Below are 17,676 nucleotides of genomic sequence, written 5' to 3' on the forward strand. Positions count from 1 at the left end.
CGGCGCGGAGGAGTTCACCCGGGTGCCCGAGGAGGGCCCGGCCTTTTTCGTCGGACTGCGGATCAGGGGCTCGGAGCTGGGCCTTGTCGCGGACCCGAACGTGGCGACCGGCACCCCGACCCGCATCCTGCTCAGCATCGCCGTCGCGGACGTCGACGCTCTCCTGGACCGGGTCGAGCCCCTCGGCGGAACGGTGCGCGGCCCGGCCAATGACATGCCCTGGGGGCAGCGGGTCGCCCACATCCAGGACCCGGACGGCAACGCGGTCAACCTCACCCAGCAGATCTGACCGGGGCGGCGGCCCGCCCGCCTTCGGTCCGTCGGCCGTGCCGGGCCCGGCCGGTCACTCCTGGTTCTGTTCCAGGGCGTGGAGGTAGGCGTCCATGAAGTGGTCCCGGACGCCGTCGGAGGCGGGCGCGAGGGCATCGGCGGTGAGGCCTCTGGCATGGTCGAGCACGCCGCTGAGCAGCGGCATGGTGTGGTGGATGGCGCCCTTGGAGTCGATGTAGCGCAGCGCGGAGACGTGATGGAAGGTGGGCTCCGGGGGCAGCTGCGGCACGATGTCGTTGTTGTTGACGAAGCGGTACATCCGGTCCGAGAAGGCCGTGTTGAACTCCTTGGACAGCTGCCTGTCGCAGGTGCGCGGCTGGCCGAAGGTGTAGACGCCGTTGGCCGTCACATGCGGTTCCTCGAAATGCAGCCGGGCCCCCGCCAGCATCGCCAGCGCCCCGCCCAGGCTGTGGCCGGTGAACCACACCGTCTGGCCGTTGTCGCGGAACTCGTCGACGGCGGCGCGGACCTGCGGCCAGACGGACCGCAGGGCCTCGGCGAAGCCGTAGTGGACGTACCCCCGGCCGCCGGGGCCGGGCCATGGTGGAGTGGTGGCGTCCGAGAGCCAGTCGCGCAACTGGGCCGGCTCCGTCCCGCGGAAGCTGGTGATGATCATGCTGTGGCCGCCGAGGGTGTACGCCTGGGTGTCCTCCAGCGGGAACGGTGGGCGGAACGTGGTGTGGTGATGGCGCACCCGGTCGAAGCCCCAGGCCCGGGCGGCGGCATCGATGGCTGCCTGGTCCTGGTAGGCGAGCGCGGCGGCGCGCGCCATGGCGAGCGCATGGCGGACGGTGTAGCCGGTGGCTTTCTGGTCGATCGTGGTGCTGGTCAACGAAGGCTCCTGGTGGTCGACGGTGGATGCGGCGGTTGCCGGGCGAGGCGCGCCCTCCGCCGCTGATTACAGAGAGCTTGCACTGGCTACTCAGCGTAACTCCGGTGCGGAGTGCTGTGCGGTGCCGCCCGTTCAAACCACTCGTTCGAGCCTCCGGTCGCACACACCGGGCCGCCGGGCGAGCCTGGAAGCGTTCGGCTCCGGAGGACGGTCCACGAAGGAAGGCCCCACAGTGAACGGCGCACAGCAGGCGGCACACGCGGAACATGTACCGGACGAGGTGATGGTGGAACTGGAGAGCTGTGCGACCCAGGACGCACATGCCGTCTTCAGCGCGCTGCGCACCACCTTCAGCTCCGACCGGGAGGCGGACGACGTACCCGAGGAGATGGCCGGCCCGGGTGCGACCGTGTGGACCTCGACCTTCGACGTGAGCGACCGCAAGGCCGCGGCCGAGCCCCGCCGGCTGTCCGCACCCGTCGTGGTCAGCCTCCAGGGCGGCTACTGGGCAGTCGACGAGCTGTGCAGGGGCCTGGAGTCGGCGTTCGCGGTGCATGTCCTCGGCACCGCGGCCGGCGACCAGGAAAAGGAGGTCGAGCTGCGGCTGGAGACCCGCTAGGGAGCCGCGGAAGGGGGGCGGACCGGGGGGACCACGGGGATCACGACCACGGCGCAGAACGACGGCCCGGGCCGCAGCACCTGCCCCCGGGCCCGGCGCGGAAAGGCAGGAGCGAGTGGAGCCCACCTCACCTCCGGCGGACGGCGGCGGTGCCGCACCGGCCGCCGAGTCGCGTTCCGAGCTGGTCCTGCACGTCAACGACGTGGCGTACACCGTGACCGTGGACCACCGGACCACGGTCCTGGACCTGCTCCGCGAACACTTCGGTCTCACCGGCGCCAAGAAGGGCTGCGACCACGGACAGTGCGGCGCCTGCACGGTGCTCGTCGACGGGCGGCGCGCCAACAGCTGTCTGCTGCTGGCCGTGGCCCAGGACGGGCGGCGGCTCACCACCGTCGAGGGCCTGGCCGAGGGGGAGCGGCTGCACCCCCTCCAGGAAGCCTTCCTGGATCGCGACGCGTTCCAGTGCGGCTACTGCACCCCGGGCCAGCTCTGTTCGGCCGCCGGTGTGCTCGCCGAGGCCGCGGACGGCTTCCCGTCCCACGTCACCCCGGCCACCGCGGACCCCACTGCACCGGTCGCGCTCACCGCCGACGAGATCCGCGAGCGGATGAGCGGCAATCTGTGCCGCTGCGGCGCCTATCCGCGGATCGTCGAAGCGGTCGCGGACGCCGGCGCCCGGCCCGGCGGAACGGCGCGGTCCGCGGGCCAGGAGGTGGCGCGGTGAAACCGTTCGGATATCTGCGGGCGACCAGCGTCGAGGAGGCCGTACGGGCCGCCGCCGGCCGGCCCGGCGCCCGCTTCCTCGGCGGCGGCACCAACCTCGTCGATCTGATGAAACTGGGCGTGGAGGCACCGCCGCTGCTCATCGACGTCACCCGGCTGCCGCTGGCGGACATCGAGGAACTGCCGGACGGCGGGCTGCGGATCGGTGCGATGGTCCGCAACAGCGACCTCGCGGCGGCCGTCGCCGTACGCGAGCGCTACCCCGTCCTGTCGCAGGCGCTGCTGGCCGGCGCCTCGGGGCAGCTGCGGAACACCGCGACCACCGGCGGCAATCTGCTCCAGCGCACCCGCTGCCTGTATTTCCAGGACACCACCAAGCCCTGCAACAAGCGCTCCCCGGGCACCGGCTGCCCGGCCCGCGACGGTGTGCACCGCGACCTCGCCGTCCTGGGCCACTCCGCGCACTGCGTCGCCACCCAGCCCTCGGACCTGGCGGTGGCCCTGGCCGCCCTGGACGCCGAGGTGCAGCTGCACGGCCCCGACGGGGAGCGCACGGTGGCGGTGACCGACTTCCACCGGTTGCCCGGCGACCGGCCCGAGCAGGACACCGTGATCCGGCCCGGCGAACTGCTCACCGCCGTCCGGCTCCCGCCGGCCGCCCCCGGCGCGCGCTCCCGCTACCGCAAGGCCCGCGACCGCGCCTCCTTCGCGTTCGCCCTGGCCTCCGTGGCCGCCGTACTGGAGGTGCGGGACGGCGTCGTGGGGCGGGCGGCGCTGGCGTTCGGCGGGCTCGCGCACCGGCCGTGGCGGGCCCGCGCGGCCGAAGAGGTGCTGCACGGCGCACCCGCCACCGAGGACACCTTCGCCCGCGCCGCGGACGCCGAACTCGCCGCCGCCCGCCCGCTGCGCGACAACGCCTTCAAGGTCGAGCTCGCCCGCAACCTGGCCGTCAGCGTGCTGACCGGCCTGGCGAGCCCGGCCGCCGACCGCTGACCGACGCCCCCGACCGCCGACCGCCGACACCACGACGACCGGAGCGCCCCCGCCGTAGCCGATCCCCATCCCCCCGTCCCCGACCCAAGGACGCGAGCCATGAGCCCCGACCCGTTCCCGCTCGGACCACCCCCCTATCCCCTGGGCGCCCCGCTCGCCCGGCGGGAGGGCCGGGAGAAGGTCACCGGCACCGCCCGTTACGCGGCCGAACACACCCCGCCGGGCTGCGCCTACGCCTGGCCGGTGGCCGCGACCGTCGCCCGGGGCCGGATCACCGCCGTGGACGCCGCGGGGGCGCTCGCGCTGCCGGGGGTGTGCGCGGTGCTGACCCACGAGAACGCACCCCGCCTCGCGGTCGCCGACGACCCGACGCTGTCGCTGCTCCAGGACGACCGGGTGCCGCACCGCGGCTGGTACGTCGCGCTCGCCGTCGCCGACAGCCTCGAAACCGCCCGCGCCGCCGCCGAGGCCGTCCGCGTCAGCTATGCGACCGAGGAGCACGACGTGCTGCTGACGGCCGGCCATCCGGGGCTGTACGAGGCCGAGATCGCCAACGGCGGCTATCCCGGGACCCGGGAACGCGGCGACTTCGAGGGGGAGTTCGCCGCCGCACCGGTCACCGTCGACGCCACCTACATCGTGCCCCCGCTGCACAACCACCCCATGGAACCGCACGCCTCCACCGCCCACTGGAGCGACGGCCGGCTGACCGTCCACGACTCCAGCCAGGGCGCCACCAAGGTCTGCGAGGACCTCGCCGCGCTGTTCTCGCTGGACACGAGCCGGGTCACGGTCGTCTCGGAGCACGTCGGCGGCGGCTTCGGCTCCAAGGGGACGCCCCGCCCCCAGGTCGTCCTGGCCGCGATGGCCGCCCGGCACACCGGGCGTCCGGTCAAACTCTCCCTGCCGCGGCGTGAGATGGCCGCGGTCGTCGGCCATCGCGCGCCCACCGTCCAGCGGGTGCGCCTGGGGGCCGGCGACGACGGGGTGCTCACCGCCCTCGCGCACGAGATCGCCACCCACACCTCCACCGTCAAGGAGTTCGTCGAGCAGGCCGCGGTCCCGGCACGCATGATGTACACCTCGCCGAACAGCCGGACCGTGCACCGCGTCGTCCCGCTCGACGTCCCCACCCCCTCCTGGATGCGCGCACCGGGCGAGGCCCCCGGGATGTACGCCCTGGAGTCGGCCGTCGACGAACTCGCCGTGCTGCTCGACGTCGACCCCGTCGAACTGCGGCTGCGCAACGAGCCGGACACCGAGCCGGACAGCGACCGCGCCTTCAGCAGCCGGCATCTCATCGGCTGCCTCCGGGAGGGCGCCAAGCGCTTCGGCTGGCTGCCCAGGGATCCCCGGCCGGGCGTACGGCGCGAGGGCGACCTGCTGCTCGGCACCGGCGTCGCGGCCGCCACGTACCCGGTCTACGTCGCCCCGTCCAGCGCCGAGGCGCAGGCCGCCGCCGACGGCAGCTACCGGGTCCGGGTGAACGCCACGGACATCGGCACCGGCGCCCGTACCGTCCTCGCGCAGATTGCCGCCGCCGCGCTGACCGTGCCCGAGGAGCGGGTCCACATCGAGATCGGCAACAGCGATCTGCCGCCCGCGATGCTGGCCGGCGGCTCCATGGGCACCGCCTCGTGGGGCTGGGCCGTCCACAAGGCCTGTATGGCGCTGCGGGCACAACTGCGCCACCACGACGGGCCCTTGCCGGCCGGTGGGCTGACCGCCGTCGCCGACACCCGTCAGGAGGCGGCCGAACGGTCCCCCTACGCCCGGCACGCCTTCGGGGCCACGTTCGCCGAGGTCCAGGCCGACACCGTCTCGGGCGAGGTCCGGCTGCGCCGGCTGCTGGGCGTCTACGCGGCCGGCCGGATCCTCAACTCCCGTACGGCGCGTTCCCAGTTCATCGGCGGGATGACCATGGGGCTGGGGATGGCGCTCATGGAGGGGAGCCGGCTGGACCCCGCGTTCGGGGACTTCGCCGAGTGCGATCTGGCCTCCTACCACGTGCCGGTCTGCGCCGACGTCCCGCAGATCGAGGCGCACTGGCTCGACGAGGAGGACCCGCACCTCAACCCCATGGGCAGCAAGGGCATCGGGGAGATCGGCATCGTCGGCACCGCGGCGGCGGTCGCCAACGCCTTCCGGCACGCCACCGGCATCCGGCTGCGCGACCTGCCGCTCAGCGCGGACAAGGTCCTGCCGCGGCTGCGGGCCCGCCAGGAGGGGACCGGGTGAGGAGCCGGCCGGGAAGGGCCCGCGAGCTCCAAGATCTGTTGCGGAACCCGCCCCGCCGGGTCACCATGACAAATGACCCATACGTGATAAATGCTCACTCTTCGTGTTCGGGGTTCGTTGGTCCAACGAGGTGAAGGGCGTGAGCCTCGCGGTGAGGAGCCACGACATGACACATCCCGGCGACCGGCACTACACGGTCGAACTGCATGCTTCGGCGGAGCGTGTGCCGCAGATCCGGCGGATTCTCGCCGCGCATCTGCGCTACTGGGATCTTGAGCTGCATATCCCGCCCGTGTGCCGGGGAGTGGCGGAACTCCTGACCAACGTCCATCGCCATATCGGGCCGGACGCCCGGTGCGTCGTCGAACTCCGGTGGACCGGCCGCCACCTCACGGCCTCCGTCGCCGACGAGGGGCCCCGGCTGCCCAAGCTGCTCAGCGCCGCCGGCGGCGGGCTCTCCACGGTGGCCGCGCTGAGTGACAGTTGGGGCACCTGCGGCACCCCCGAGGGCAAGGTCATCTGGTTCACCCGCCGGGTCGAGGCGGCCCGCAAGTCCCGGCTGACGGCCCGCACCCCGCTGCGCAGCGTGCCCGACACGAAGGGCCAGCCCACGGTGCCGCCTCCGGTCCCCGCCGAGCCGCTCGTCGAGCCCGTGCCCGAGGCGGCCGCCGGCGCCGCCCCGGAGGCGGCGTCGGTGTCGGTCGCCTGACGCACCGTCATTTCTCCGTACGGAGAGAGGCCAGGAAACCGGTGGCCCGCCCCCTCCCGCGAGTGCGTGCGGGAGGGGGCGGGCCACCGCCTTTCCGTCAGTGTGTGCGGGACGGGGCGGGCCGCCGCGTTCCGTCGGTGCCGGACCGGCCCGCCGCGCGGGTCACCGCCGCCGCGCCGTCACCAGCCAGGCCGCGCTGCCGAGGGTGACCCCGTCCGGGCCGAGGTGCGCGGTCATCGCGTCCCGAAGCGCGGCACGCGCCCGGGTCCCGGTCTCCTCGTCCACCCCGGACAGCATCTCCTGCGCCATCGGCATGGTGGTCAGCGAGGCCACCGCATCGTCCGCGTCGGTGCCCATCCACATCGGCTCGTCGAGCGCGGTGAGTGAGATCTCCTCGAAGCCGGCGCCGCCCAGCAGCGCGGTGATCCGGTCGGCGGCGGCCAGGGAGAACGGCCCGGGCTCGCCCGGCGCCCCGAGGTCGGGCAGCTGCACATACGGGGCGAGGGCGGCGAACGGCACGGTCAGATAGGCGTTCTCGCGCAGCTCCCGCCAGCACAGGAAGGCCAGCCGGCCGCCCGGACGCAGAGCGCGGGCGAGGTTGCGGAAGGCCGCCCGCGGATCGGCGAAGAACATCACGCCGCAGCGGCTGAGCACGACGTCGAACGCGCCGTCGGCGAAGCGGTGGATCTGGGCGTCGCCCTTCGCGAAGGTGACCTGTGACAGCCCGGCCGCCGCGGCCTGCTGCCGGGCCTCGGCCAGCATCGGCCGCGACAGGTCGACACCGAGCACCGACCCCTCGGGAGCGGCCCGCCCCGCCGCCAGGCTCGTGCCACCGCTGCCGCATCCGACGTCCAACACCCGGCTGTCCGCCCGGATCCCGGCCGCCGCCATCAGCCGCGGTGTGAGCCGGCGGTACCGCTCCTCCAGGTGTTCCCGCCGCCGGGCCCAGTGCTGCCCGTCCTGGCCGTTCCACGCCTGGGCCTGCGCGGTGTTGCCCGCCGCCACCTCATCGGGCGGGAGCGTCCCGTCGTCTCCCGCGGCTCCCTGACTCATCGCGCTCTCCTCGTCCGTCGTGGCCGGTTTTCCTGGCTTCTCCTGCCCGACCAGGGTGTTCGCCGTGCGTACCGCGATATGTCACACCCGTGTCACACCCCCTTCCCCGATGCTCGTTCCTCTTGGAACACTCTGCTGACGCTGTACTTCCCACTGATCCCTCCATCACCGCACAGCATCACCCCCACCATCGCGAATTCCCGCACACACGACGAGGTTCCCCATCTCATGCCTGAACTGAATCGGCGGCGTTTCCTCCAGATCGCCGGCGCGACCGCGGGCGTCTCGGCCCTGTCGAGCAGCATCGCCCGTGCCGCGGCCATCCCCGCCGCGCGACGCTCCGGTTCCCTGCACGACGTCGAGCACGTGGTCGTCCTGATGCAGGAGAACCGTTCCTTCGACCACTACTTCGGCTCGCTCAAGGGCGTGCGCGGCTTCGGTGACCCGCGGCCGCTCCTCCTCGACAACGGCAAGTCCGTCTGGCACCAGTCCGACGGCTCCAAGGACGTCCTGCCCTACCACCCGGACGCCGAGGACCTCGGCATGCAGTTCATCGAGGGCCTCAACCACGACTGGGCGGGCGGCCACAAGGCCTGGAACAACGGCAAGTACGACAGCTGGGTCCCGGCCAAGGGCACCGGCACGATGGCGTACCTGACCCGCAAGGACATCCCGTTCCACTACGCGCTCGCGGACGCCTTCACCATCTGCGACTCGTACCACTGCTCGATCATCGGGGCCACCGACCCCAACCGCTACTACATGTTCTCCGGCCACGTCGGCAACGACGGCTCGGGTGGCGGCCCGGTCCTGGGCAACGAGGAGGCGGGGTACGGCTGGACCACCTACCCGGAGCGGCTGGAGAAGGCCGGGATCTCCTGGAAGGTCTACCAGGACATCGGTGACGGCCTGGACGCCGAGGGCAAGTGGGGCTGGATCGAGGACGCCTACCGCGGCACCTACGGTGACAACTCGCTGCTCTTCTTCAACCAGTACCGCGACGCCAAGCCCGGCGACCCGCTCTACGACAAGGCCCGCACGGGCACCAACGCCAAGCAGGGCGACGGCTTCTTCGACCAGCTCAAGGCCGATGTGAAGGCCGGCAAGCTGCCCCAGGTCTCCTATATCGCCGCCCCCGAGGCCTTCTCCGAGCACCCCAACTGGCCCGCGAACTACGGTGCCTGGTACGTCTCCCAGGTGCTGGACGCGCTCACCTCCAACCCCGAGGTGTGGAGCAAGACCGCCCTGTTCATCACCTACGACGAGAACGACGGTTACTTCGACCACGTCCTCCCGCCGTTCCCGCCGGCCTCCGCCGACCAGGGTCTGTCGACCGTTGACACCAAGCTCGACTCCTTCGGCGGCAACGCGACCTACTCCGCCGGACCCTACGGCTTCGGCCAGCGCGTCCCGATGCTCGTCGTCTCGCCCTGGAGCACCGGCGGCTACGTCTGCTCCGAGGTCTTCGACCACACCTCCATCATCCGGTTCATGGAGCGCCGCTTCGGGGTGCACGAGCCGAACATCTCGCCCTGGCGGCGCGCCATCAGCGGCGATCTGACCTCCGCCTTCGACTTCGGCCTGGAGAACACCAAGCCGGCCGCGCTGCCGGCCACCGACGGCTACCGGCCGCCGGACAAGGACCGGCACGACAGCTACGTGCCGAAGCCGCCTGCCAACCCCGTCCTGCCCAAGCAGGAGCCGGGCTCCCGGCCCTCCCGCCCGCTGCCGTACGCGCCGCTCGTCGACGGGTCCGCCACCCCCTCCACGGGGCGCTACACCCTCACCTTCAAGAGCGGCGACAAGGCCGGTGCCTGCTTCACCGTCACCGCGGGCAACCGCACCGACGGCCCCTGGACGTACACCACGGAGGCCGGCAAGAAGATCTCCGACACCTGGAACACCTCGTACTCCAAGGGCGGCTACGACCTGTCGGTCTTCGGCCCGAACGGCTTCCTGCGCACCTTCAAGGGCGACGGCAAGAAGACCGGACCCGAGGTGACCGCCCGCCACGACGCGACCGCAGGCCGCCTCGTCCTCACCCTGACCAACCACGGCAGCACCGACTGCCACCTCACCGTCACCAACGCCTACGGCGGGGCGAGCGAGACCTACCCCGTCCGCGCGGGGGCCACCGTCAAGAAGCCGCTCGACCTGCGCGCCAGCAAGCGCTGGTACGACCTGTCGGTCACCTCCGACACGGACAAGACCTTCCTGCGCCGGTTCGCCGGCCATGTGGAGAACGGCGAGCCGGGCGTCAGCGACCCGGCCATCATCACCGGCTGAGCGGGCGGCGCGGGCACGTCCCGCCGCCCTCGCAACGGGGCACCCGCACACGGCGGGTGCCCCGGGCCGGGAGCCGGTACCCCTGCGGGCGCCGGCCCCGGCCCGGTCGGATCAGTCCGGTCGGATCAGCCCGGCCGGCTCAGGAGGCCGCGCCGGGCAGTCCGTCGCGGATCCCGCGGGCCGCCGCGACCAGGTTCTCCAGCGCGGCGCGCACCTCGGGCCAGCCGCGGGTCTTCAGGCCGCAGTCCGGGTTGACCCACAGCCGCTCGGCCGGAATCGCCTCAAGTCCCTTGCGTAGCAGGGCTGTTGCCTCGTGCGCGCCGGGCACGCGCGGGGAGTGGATGTCGTAGACGCCCGGCCCCACCTCGCGCGGATAGCCGGCCGTGGCGAGCTCCCCGGCGACCTGCATGTGGGAGCGGGCCGCCTCCAGGCTGATGACGTCGGCGTCGAGGTCGTCGATGGCCCGGAGGATGTCGCCGAACTCCGCGTAGCACATATGGGTGTGGATCTGGGTGTCCGGACGGACCCCGCCGGTGGTGAGGCGGAACGCCTCGGTCGCCCAGGCCAGGTACTCCGCATGGCCGGCAGCGCGCAGCGGCAGCGTCTCCCGCAACGCCGGCTCGTCGACCTGGATCACCGAACTCCCGGCCGCCTCAAGGTCGTTGACCTCGTCGCGCAGGGCGAGGGCCATCTGGCGGGCGGTGTCCGCGAGCGGCTGGTCGTCGCGGACGAAGGACCAGGCGAGCATGGTGACCGGTCCGGTGAGCATGCCCTTGACCGGGCGGTCGGTGAGTGACTGGGCGTACCGCGTCCAGCGCACCGTCATCGGCTCGGGGCGGGAGAGGTCACCGGCCAGGATCGGCGGGCGGACACAGCGGGTGCCGTAGGACTGCACCCAGCCGTGCTGGGTGGTGAGCGCGCCGGTCAGCTGCTCGGCGAAGTACTGGACCATGTCATTGCGCTCGGGCTCCCCGTGCACCAGGACGTCGAGACCGGCCTTCTCCTGGAAGGCGAGGACCTCGCGGATCTCGGCCGCGATCCGCTCGTCGTAGGCGGCGGCGTCGATCCGCCCGGCCCGCAGCGCGGCGCGGGCCCCGCGCAGCTGGTCGGTCTGCGGGAACGAGCCGATGGTCGTGGTCGGCAGCAGCGGCAGCCCGAGGTGGGCGCGCTGGGCGGCGGCCCGCTCGGCGTACGGCTGGGAGCGGCGGCCGTCGGCGCCGGTGACGGCCGCGGCCCGGGCCCGTACCGCCGGGTCGTGGGTGAGCTGCGACCGTGCGCGGGCCGCCAGGTCCGCCCGGTTGGCGGCGAGTTCGGCGGCGATCGCGCCGGTGCCCCGGCTCAGACCGCGCGCCAGCGTCACGACCTCGGCGGTCTTCTGCCGGGCGAACGCCAGCCAGCGGGCGATCTGCGGGTCGATCTCCCGCTCCACCCCGACGTCCAGCGGGACGTGCAGCAGCGAGCAGGACGACGACACATCGACCCGCTCGGCCAGACCGAGCAGCGTCCCCAGGGTGGCCAGCGACTTCTCGAAGTCGTTGAGCCACACATTGCGGCCGTTGACGACCCCGGCGACCAGCCGCTTGCCGGGCAGTCCGCCGGCCGCCGCGAGATCGGCGAGGTTGCCGGCCGCGGCGCCGGTGAAGTCCAGTGCCAGGCCCTCGACTGGCGCCTTGGCCAGCACCGGCAGCGCCTCGCCCAGCCGGTCGAAGTACGAGGCGACCAGCAGCTGCGGGCGGTCGGTGAGTGCACCGAGGCCCCGGTAGGCGCAGGCCGCGGCGTCGAGTTCGGCGGGGGAGCGGTCCTGCACCAGGGCCGGTTCGTCCAGCTGCACCCAGTGGGCGCCGGCCGCCCGCAGATCGGCGAGCACCTCGGCGTAGACGGGCAGCAGGCGGTCGAGCAGCGTCAGCGGGTCGAAGCCGGCCGCGACACCGGGCGCGGGCTTGGCCAGCAGAAGGTAGCTGACCGGACCGACCAGCACCGGGCGGGCGGTGAGGCCGAGCGCGAGCGCCTCCCGCAGTTCGGTCACCTGCTTGACGGAGTCCGCGGCGAAGACCGTGTCCGGGCCCAACTCCGGGACCAGATAGTGGTAGTTGGTGTCGAACCACTTGGTCATCTCCAGCGGCGCCACGTCCTGGGTGCCGCGGGCCATCGCGAAGTAGCCGTCCAGAGGGTCGGCGGCCACCGCGGCGCGGTGCCGGGCCGGGATCGCCCCCACCATCACGGTGGTGTCCAGGACGTGGTCGTAGTACGAGAAGTCGCCGGTCGGCACCTCGTGGACACCGGCCTCGGCGAGCTGTTGCCAGGTGTCGCGGCGCAGGGCGGCCGCGGTGTGCCCGAGGGCGTCGGCGCTGACGCGGCCCTTCCAGTAGCCCTCGACGGCCTTCTTCAGTTCCCGGTGCGGTCCCTGCCGGGGGTAGCCGTGCACGGTGGCTCGGGCGGCCGCGGCGGCGGATGTGCTGGTCACGGAACTCTCCTTCGCGAGTATGACTCCATGGACCCCGGGACGGGTCGAGTGCGCGAAGGGACGGCGAACCGGGCGGGCCGCGGCGCCAACTCGCCGTCCGTGCCCGCCTGAGGTGTCCGCCGACCTGCCCTCGAGGTCACCGAGATCGCCCCGTGCACCGGTCGCACGGGGGCACTGGCAGGTCTTCGGACTCGTGGGCACATCCGCCGAGGCGGACATCTACTGGCCGTCGCTTCCCAGACCCGGCCGGGCCCAGTGCGTATGACGGCGGTCGTTCCCACTCACCGCTGCGGGGCAGTCCCGGAATTCCACCGGGTTCCCTCTTGCGACGCGCCTGCCTGGCGGGCAGGGCGAACCAGTTGCACCCGCCACCCTAGGCGCCGCCGCCCCGATCGGACACCGGCCCCCGGACTCCCGCGCGTGACATGGGCCACCGCCACCGGGGGCGCGCCCGCCGCCGTGCCTTGCTGTGGAGTGCACTCCAGCTCCTAGCGTGGGCGCAGGACGTGACCACCTGTCGCGGAACGAAGGGGACATCGTGCGGTACACACTGTTCGGCAGGACCGGCCTGCGGGTGAGCGAGCTGAGCCTGGGGGCCATGACCATGGGCGGCGGCCGGGGATGGGGCACCGACAAGGACACCAGCAGCCGGATCCTGGACGCCTATGCGGACGCGGGCGGCAACTTCATCGACACCGCCAACAACTACACCGAGGGCTCCTCGGAGCGGATCCTGGGCGAGCTGCTCGAAGGCCGCCGGGACCACTTCGTGCTGGCCACCAAATACACCTGCGCGACCCGCAAGGGCGACGTGAACGCCGCGGGCAACCACCGCAAGAACCTGGTCCGTTCGGTGGAGGCCAGCCTGGAGCGGCTGCGCACCGACCACGTCGATGTGCTGTGGGTGCACGCACGGGACCACTTCACGCCCGTGGAGGAGGTGATGCGGGCGCTCGACGACATGGTGCGGTCGGGCAAGGTGCTCCATGTCGGCGTCTCCGACTGGGCGGCCTGGGAGATCGCCCAGGCCAACACCCTCGCCGAGCTGCGCGGCTGGACCGCGTTCGCGGGCTCGCAGCTGCGCTACAACCTGCTGGAGCGGACGCCGGAACGGGAACTGCTGCCGCAGGCCCGCGCCTTCGATCTGGCCGTGCTGGCCTGGGCGCCGCTCGCGGCCGGCAAGCTCACCGGCAAATACCGCCGCGGGGAGACCGGCCGGCTGGACGGCGAGGCCGCGGACGGCGCACGCGACCCCCAGGCGGAGGAGACCGTCACCGCGGTGCTGGAGATCGCCGAGCAGGGCGGCTGGAGTCCGGCGCAGGTGGCGCTGGCGTGGCTGCGCGGCCGGCCCGGCACCGTCATCCCGATCATCGCCGCCACCAAGGAGAGCCAGCTCCGCGACAATCTCGGCGCGGTCGAGGTCACGCTCGACGCCGACGCGCTGGCGCGGCTCGACCGGACCAGCGCGGTCTCCCTCGGCTTCCCGCACGACTTCCTGCGGCAGCCACAGGTCGTCGAGAACGTCTACGGCGACCGCTGGGACCGGATCGAGGACCGCCGCTCCACCTACTGCCGGACGACCGGCGGGATCGGCTGAGCCGCTGGCGGGATCGGCTGACCCGCCGGCGGGGTCGGCTGAACCGGCCGGCGGGGTCGGCTGAACCGGCCGGCGGGATCCACGGACCCGCCGCTCGCCGCCGCCGAGACCCGCACCTCCCGGGGGGCCGCACGCCGCACCCCGCCGCCCGGCCCCCGGAGGGGCGGGTGTACGCCGAACGCCGCCGCCCGGATGGCCGGGCGGCGGCGTCTGCTGTCTATTGAGTCAGGAGGTGGCCCGCCCGGGGCCGGACCGGACGGACCGAAGGAGAAGGACGCCCGATGAGGAGAACCGCCGGCCCGGCCGTCGCCCTGGCCGCCGTCGCGCTGTGCACCGTGGGCCTCGGCAGCTGTACGAACAGCGGCGGCGGCACCGCCCCGTCCCGGTCCCGCACCCCTTCCGTGCCGACTGTGACCGCGGGGCCGACCAGCGCGGCCCCGGCCACCGCTCGACTGACCATCAAGGACTTCGCCTTCAAGCCGGCCGCCCTGTCCGTGCGGCCGGGCGGCACGGTCACCGTGGTCAACGAGGACTCCACCACCCACACCGTGACGGCCACCGGCTCCAAGCCCTTCGACACCGGCAGCATCGGGCCGGGCAAGACCGTCACCTTCAAGGCTCCGGGCAAGGCCGGCAGCTACCCCTTCATCTGCACGATCCACCCGTACATGAAGGGCACGCTCACCGTCCGCTGACGGCTCGACCGCCGCTCACCATGAGGTTTGGAGATGCCGTGGCACCAGACAGCTCCGCACCGGAGCACGGCTCCGTACCGGGGCGCGGGCGGGCCCGCCGGGTCGCCCGCGGCATCGCGCGGGTGCTCGCGGCGGCCGGGCTGGCCGTGGACGCCGCCGTCCATGCCCGGCTCGCCTCGCAGTACGACGCGGTCACCGCGACCATCGGCCAGGGCACCCTCTTCCGCGTCGAGGCCGTCCTCGCCGCAATCGCCGCCCTGCTGGTGCTGGTCTGGCGGCGTCCGGCGGCCGACCTCTTCGCCTGGCTGGTCGCCACGGGCGGCCTCGCGCTGCTGCTCCTGTACACCTACGTGGACGTCGGCACGCTGGGGCCGGTGCCGAACATGTACGAACCGGCCTGGATCAGGGACAAGAAGATCGCCGCCCTCGCCCAGGCCGTCGCCGTCCTGGCCACCGTCTTCCTGCTGTTCACCCGCGCCCGGCCGCCGGGCAGACACCGCAGATGAGCCCGCACGGTCCGGTTCGGTGCCGAGTCCGTGCGGCCGTCCGGGTCAGTGGTTGAGCGCGCTGCGCTGCTGCCACTGCTGCCAGCTCTCCTGCCAGACCTCCAGGCCGTTGCCGACATCGGTCTTGGCGGTGCTGCTGGTGCCCTTCACCTCGACCGTGGCGCCGATCGGGAGGAAGTCGTAGATCTTCTTGGCGTCCGAGGTGGTCATGCCGAAGCAGCCGTGGCTGTTGTTCTCCACACCGATCGACTTGTTCCACGGGGCGGAGTGCAGGAAGGTCCCGGACGCGGTCATGTGGGTGACCCACTTGGAGTCCAGCTTCCACTTGTCGCCGTAGCCGATGGTGGCGGAGTCCATCGTCTCGGCCGCGTTCTTGCTGCGCACCGTGTGCACACCGCCGCGGGTCGGGGCCTCGGGGGAGCCCGCGGAGCCCTTGATGCTGCCGACGTCCTTGCCGTTCTCGTACATCGTCAGGGTGTGTGACGGGACATCGATGACGGCCTTGCGGTCCTTGCCGATGGTGAAGCCGAAGTTGTAGTCCCGGGCGAACCAGCCGCCGTCCGTGCCGGAGTTGATCCCGGACAGCGCGCCCTTCACGGAGACCTTGGTGCCGGCCGGCCAGTAGTCCTTGGGCCGCCAGTCGATCCGGTCCTTGCCGGAGTAGTCCTTGACCCAGCCCCAGGCACCCTGGACCTTCGGCTGGGTGGTGACGGTCAGCGCCTTCTCGATCTCGGCGCGCCGGTCCTTGGCTATCGGGTGGTCGAAGAGGATCGAGACCGGCATTCCGGTGCCCACGGTCTGGCCGCCGCCCGGGGTGTTGGTCAGCTTGTTGACCTTGTCGGCCTGCTGCGTGGTGAAGTCCGAGGTGCCGGAGGACTCCTTGCCCTTGGCCGACTTCGCCTTGGTGTGCACGGTGTAGGTGGTCTGCGGCGCGACCTTGCCGTCCGAGGTCCATGACGTGCCGTCACCGGCGAGCCGCCCGGCGACCTTGTCACCCTTGTCGGTCTTGACCTCGACGGAGGTGAGCTTTCCGCCGTCGGCCCGCACCGATATCCGCGAGCCGAGCTTGGCCGACTTGGTTCCGGCGGACGGGGTGACGGTCACCTTGGTCGACGGTTCGTCGGCCTTCGATGCGTCCGTACCTGGCCCGCACGCGCTCAACAGTGCGGCCGCCGCGGTCAGGGCGGGTATCAACCGGGCAGAGTGGCGGCGTGGTGCGGCGTGCACGGGGGTCCTCCAAAGCAGAACAGCTGACAGTGGCGGAGCCCGGCCCTGAGGGGTCACGTTCAGGGCTGTCAATGCACCCGCCGCATATGCAGAGGGTGTGTCTGCCGAGTTGGTTGTCCCGTGCACCGATTCATTAGGACACAGTTCGATATCGGGCCGTTGGCCAGACGGCGGCGGCCGGCCACGGACGGTGGCCGGCCTCGGTCGAACGGCGCCGGTCTCGGTCGAACGGCGGCCGGCCTCGGTCACATGGCTGACCCTGCCGCCCGCGACGGGGCCGCGGGAGACAGGGTCAGCCGGTCGGAAGCGTCCGCCGGTCGGAAGCGTCAGGTGGACGGCGGTGTTCCGCCACCGCCGCCGGGTGACCCGCCGCTGCCCGGTGTCTCACCGCCCGTCGTCTCTCCGGTGGTCCCGCCGCCCGGACCGGTCCCCCCTCCGGTCGACGAGGGCTCTCCGCCGGTGGTGTTGCTGCCTCCCGTGGTCTCCGGCGGCTGCCCGGTGGTCGTGCCGGTGCTCGTACCCGGGGAGCCGGTGGTCCCGGAGGACGTCTCGCCGGACGACGGGGACTCGTTGGGCGGCGGCTGGGAGGAGGTGGGTCCGCTGGGCGTCTCGGAGGGCGGGGAGGTCGAGCTGTCGGACGTGCCGGTGGTTCCCTGGGGGCGCTTGAACCAGGTGCCCGTCTTCGGGTTGCGCAGCGTGAATTCCTGGATCCTGGACTTCGCGGGCTTGACGACGACCGCCTTCGTGGACCGGTACCCGGGCCACTTCGTGCCGACCGTCGTCACGTTTCCCTTGAGGGCCTTCGGCGCCGTCAGCGGGTTCCCGCACTTGCAGCGCACCCGCGGCACGCCGTACGAGTCGACCATGACCGCGGTGCCGGCCTGCAGGACCGACTGGAATTCGGTGGTCTTGCCGTCCTTGTAGCCGTGGTTGGTGACCCGGGTGTCATAGGCCAGCTGTACGGGCGTCAGCGACCGCAGATAGCGCGGGACATCGCCCGGGGTGACGCCCACGACACCGGCGAACGCCTTGTTCTTCGAGGGGGCGCCGGTGAGGTAGGTGATCTGCTTCTCGACGTCGCAGCTCGCACTGTTCTCGGTCCCGCCGTAGAGGCCGGGTGTCGCGCCCGAGAATTCGCTGTTGGAGCCGCTGGCCGGCTTGGGCGTGGCGGACGGGGCCGGGGCGGATTCGTTCGCCGACGACTTGGTGACCGGGTTCGGGCCGGTCGAGGTGGCCGGCTGGGCGAACACCTCGCTCGTGGTGCCACTCGACCGGGTGAGCACGATGGTGATGATCACGGCCGCGACCACGACGGCCGCGATGATCGCGACCCGCGGGGCCGACCGCCACCAGGGCCTGCCGCCCCCGGCTCCGCCGCCCCCGGCTGGCGCGGCGGGGGCG

The 17,676-nt window shown here is 72.6% G+C and carries 15 protein-coding genes and 1 riboswitch; of the genes, 10 read left to right on the forward strand and 5 right to left on the reverse strand.

From position 1 onward, the window contains the following. The coding region (locus EST54_RS28860; RefSeq protein ID WP_129250653.1) for a VOC family protein at window positions 1-289 on the forward strand (289 nt) is incomplete at its 5' end. 54 nt (window positions 290-343) lie between these two features. On the opposite strand, the gene EST54_RS28865 is transcribed toward EST54_RS28860, so the two are convergent. Next, on the reverse strand, window positions 344-1,162 hold the full coding sequence (locus tag EST54_RS28865; RefSeq protein ID WP_129250654.1) for a lipase family protein: 819 nt from the start codon (window positions 1,160-1,162) through the stop codon (window positions 344-346). 232 nt (window positions 1,163-1,394) lie between these two features. On the opposite strand from EST54_RS28865, the gene EST54_RS28870 reads away from it, so the two are divergent. The 5 genes from EST54_RS28870 (at window position 1,395) to EST54_RS28890 (ending at window position 6,447) form a co-directional block, all read left to right on the forward strand. After that, window positions 1,395-1,781 (forward strand): hypothetical protein, encoded by a 387-nt coding sequence (locus tag EST54_RS28870; protein ID WP_129250655.1) that lies wholly within the window; start codon window positions 1,395-1,397, stop codon window positions 1,779-1,781. Window positions 1,782-1,896: 115 nt separating this feature from the next. Next, window positions 1,897-2,508 carry a 2Fe-2S iron-sulfur cluster-binding protein gene (locus tag EST54_RS28875; RefSeq protein WP_129250656.1) on the forward strand — a complete coding sequence of 204 codons (612 nt, stop codon included), beginning with the start codon at window positions 1,897-1,899 and terminating at the stop codon, window positions 2,506-2,508. Next, the gene (locus EST54_RS28880; RefSeq protein ID WP_129250657.1) at window positions 2,505-3,500 is read left to right on the forward strand and encodes an FAD binding domain-containing protein; all 996 of its coding nucleotides are present in this window, start codon (window positions 2,505-2,507) and stop codon (window positions 3,498-3,500) included. Before EST54_RS28875 ends, EST54_RS28880 begins: the two co-directional genes overlap by 4 nt. Window positions 3,501-3,599: 99 nt before the next feature. Beyond that, a complete protein-coding gene (locus EST54_RS28885) occupies window positions 3,600-5,738 on the forward strand; it encodes a xanthine dehydrogenase family protein molybdopterin-binding subunit (RefSeq protein WP_129250658.1) in 2,139 nt (712 codons plus the stop codon). Between the two features lie 166 nt (window positions 5,739-5,904). Continuing rightward, entirely contained in the window at window positions 5,905-6,447 is a 543-nt protein-coding gene (locus tag EST54_RS28890; RefSeq protein ID WP_129250659.1) for an ATP-binding protein, read from the forward strand. Window positions 6,448-6,609: 162 nt separating this feature from the next. Here the strand turns inward: EST54_RS28890 and EST54_RS28895 are convergent, their stop codons facing one another. Continuing rightward, a complete protein-coding gene (locus tag EST54_RS28895; protein ID WP_129250660.1) occupies window positions 6,610-7,500 on the reverse strand; it encodes a class I SAM-dependent methyltransferase in 891 nt (296 codons plus the stop codon). A 228-nt stretch (window positions 7,501-7,728) separates the two neighbouring features. Here EST54_RS28895 and EST54_RS28900 point away from each other — a divergent pair, with 228 nt between their 5' ends. Then, window positions 7,729-9,786, forward strand: a complete 2,058-nt coding sequence (locus EST54_RS28900; RefSeq protein WP_129250661.1) for a phosphocholine-specific phospholipase C — start codon at window positions 7,729-7,731, stop codon at window positions 9,784-9,786. A 139-nt stretch (window positions 9,787-9,925) separates the two neighbouring features. Here the strand turns inward: EST54_RS28900 and metE are convergent, their stop codons facing one another. Next, window positions 9,926-12,250, reverse strand: a complete 2,325-nt coding sequence (metE, locus tag EST54_RS28905) for a 5-methyltetrahydropteroyltriglutamate--homocysteine S-methyltransferase (RefSeq protein WP_129250662.1) — start codon at window positions 12,248-12,250, stop codon at window positions 9,926-9,928. 159 nt (window positions 12,251-12,409) lie between these two features. Further along, a riboswitch (cobalamin riboswitch) is annotated at window positions 12,410-12,626 on the reverse strand. Window positions 12,627-12,788: 162 nt separating this feature from the next. Here metE and EST54_RS28910 point away from each other — a divergent pair. The 3 genes from EST54_RS28910 to EST54_RS28920 all read left to right on the forward strand — a co-directional run bounded on the left by EST54_RS28910 (window position 12,789) and on the right by EST54_RS28920 (window position 15,048). Then, window positions 12,789-13,847: an aldo/keto reductase gene (locus EST54_RS28910; protein ID WP_129250663.1), complete on the forward strand. Its 1,059-nt coding sequence runs from the start codon at window positions 12,789-12,791 to the stop codon at window positions 13,845-13,847. Window positions 13,848-14,128: 281 nt separating this feature from the next. Next, window positions 14,129-14,542 carry a cupredoxin domain-containing protein gene (locus EST54_RS28915; protein WP_129250664.1) on the forward strand — a complete coding sequence of 138 codons (414 nt, stop codon included), beginning with the start codon at window positions 14,129-14,131 and terminating at the stop codon, window positions 14,540-14,542. 38 nt (window positions 14,543-14,580) lie between these two features. After that, window positions 14,581-15,048, forward strand: coding sequence for a hypothetical protein (locus tag EST54_RS28920; RefSeq protein ID WP_129250665.1), 468 nt, complete (start codon window positions 14,581-14,583; stop codon window positions 15,046-15,048). Window positions 15,049-15,093: 45 nt separating this feature from the next. Here the strand turns inward: EST54_RS28920 and EST54_RS28925 are convergent, their stop codons facing one another. Together EST54_RS28925 and EST54_RS34310 are read right to left on the reverse strand one after the other, a co-directional pair. Further along, window positions 15,094-16,275 carry a L,D-transpeptidase family protein gene (locus EST54_RS28925; RefSeq protein WP_244942638.1) on the reverse strand — a complete coding sequence of 394 codons (1,182 nt, stop codon included), beginning with the start codon at window positions 16,273-16,275 and terminating at the stop codon, window positions 15,094-15,096. 326 nt (window positions 16,276-16,601) lie between these two features. Then, on the reverse strand, window positions 16,602-17,676 hold a 1,075-nt coding region (locus EST54_RS34310), incomplete at its 5' end, for a DUF6777 domain-containing protein (RefSeq protein WP_338059687.1).

The organism is Streptomyces sioyaensis (assembly GCF_004122735.1).
GTDB lineage: Bacteria > Actinomycetota > Actinomycetes > Streptomycetales > Streptomycetaceae > Streptomyces > Streptomyces sioyaensis.

Excerpts from the sequence above, each read along its gene's own strand:
- EST54_RS28885 (WP_129250658.1), top strand. The coding sequence starts at position 3,600 with ATGAGCCCCGACCCGTTCCCGCTCGGACCACCCCCCTATCCCCTGGGC.
- EST54_RS28900 (WP_129250661.1), top strand. The coding sequence starts at position 7,729 with ATGCCTGAACTGAATCGGCGGCGTTTCCTCCAGATCGCCGGCGCGACC.
- EST54_RS28895 (WP_129250660.1), bottom strand. The coding sequence starts at position 7,500 with ATGAGTCAGGGAGCCGCGGGAGACGACGGGACGCTCCCGCCCGATGAG.
- EST54_RS28915 (WP_129250664.1), top strand. The coding sequence starts at position 14,129 with ATGAGGAGAACCGCCGGCCCGGCCGTCGCCCTGGCCGCCGTCGCGCTG.
- EST54_RS28890 (WP_129250659.1), top strand. The coding sequence starts at position 5,905 with ATGACACATCCCGGCGACCGGCACTACACGGTCGAACTGCATGCTTCG.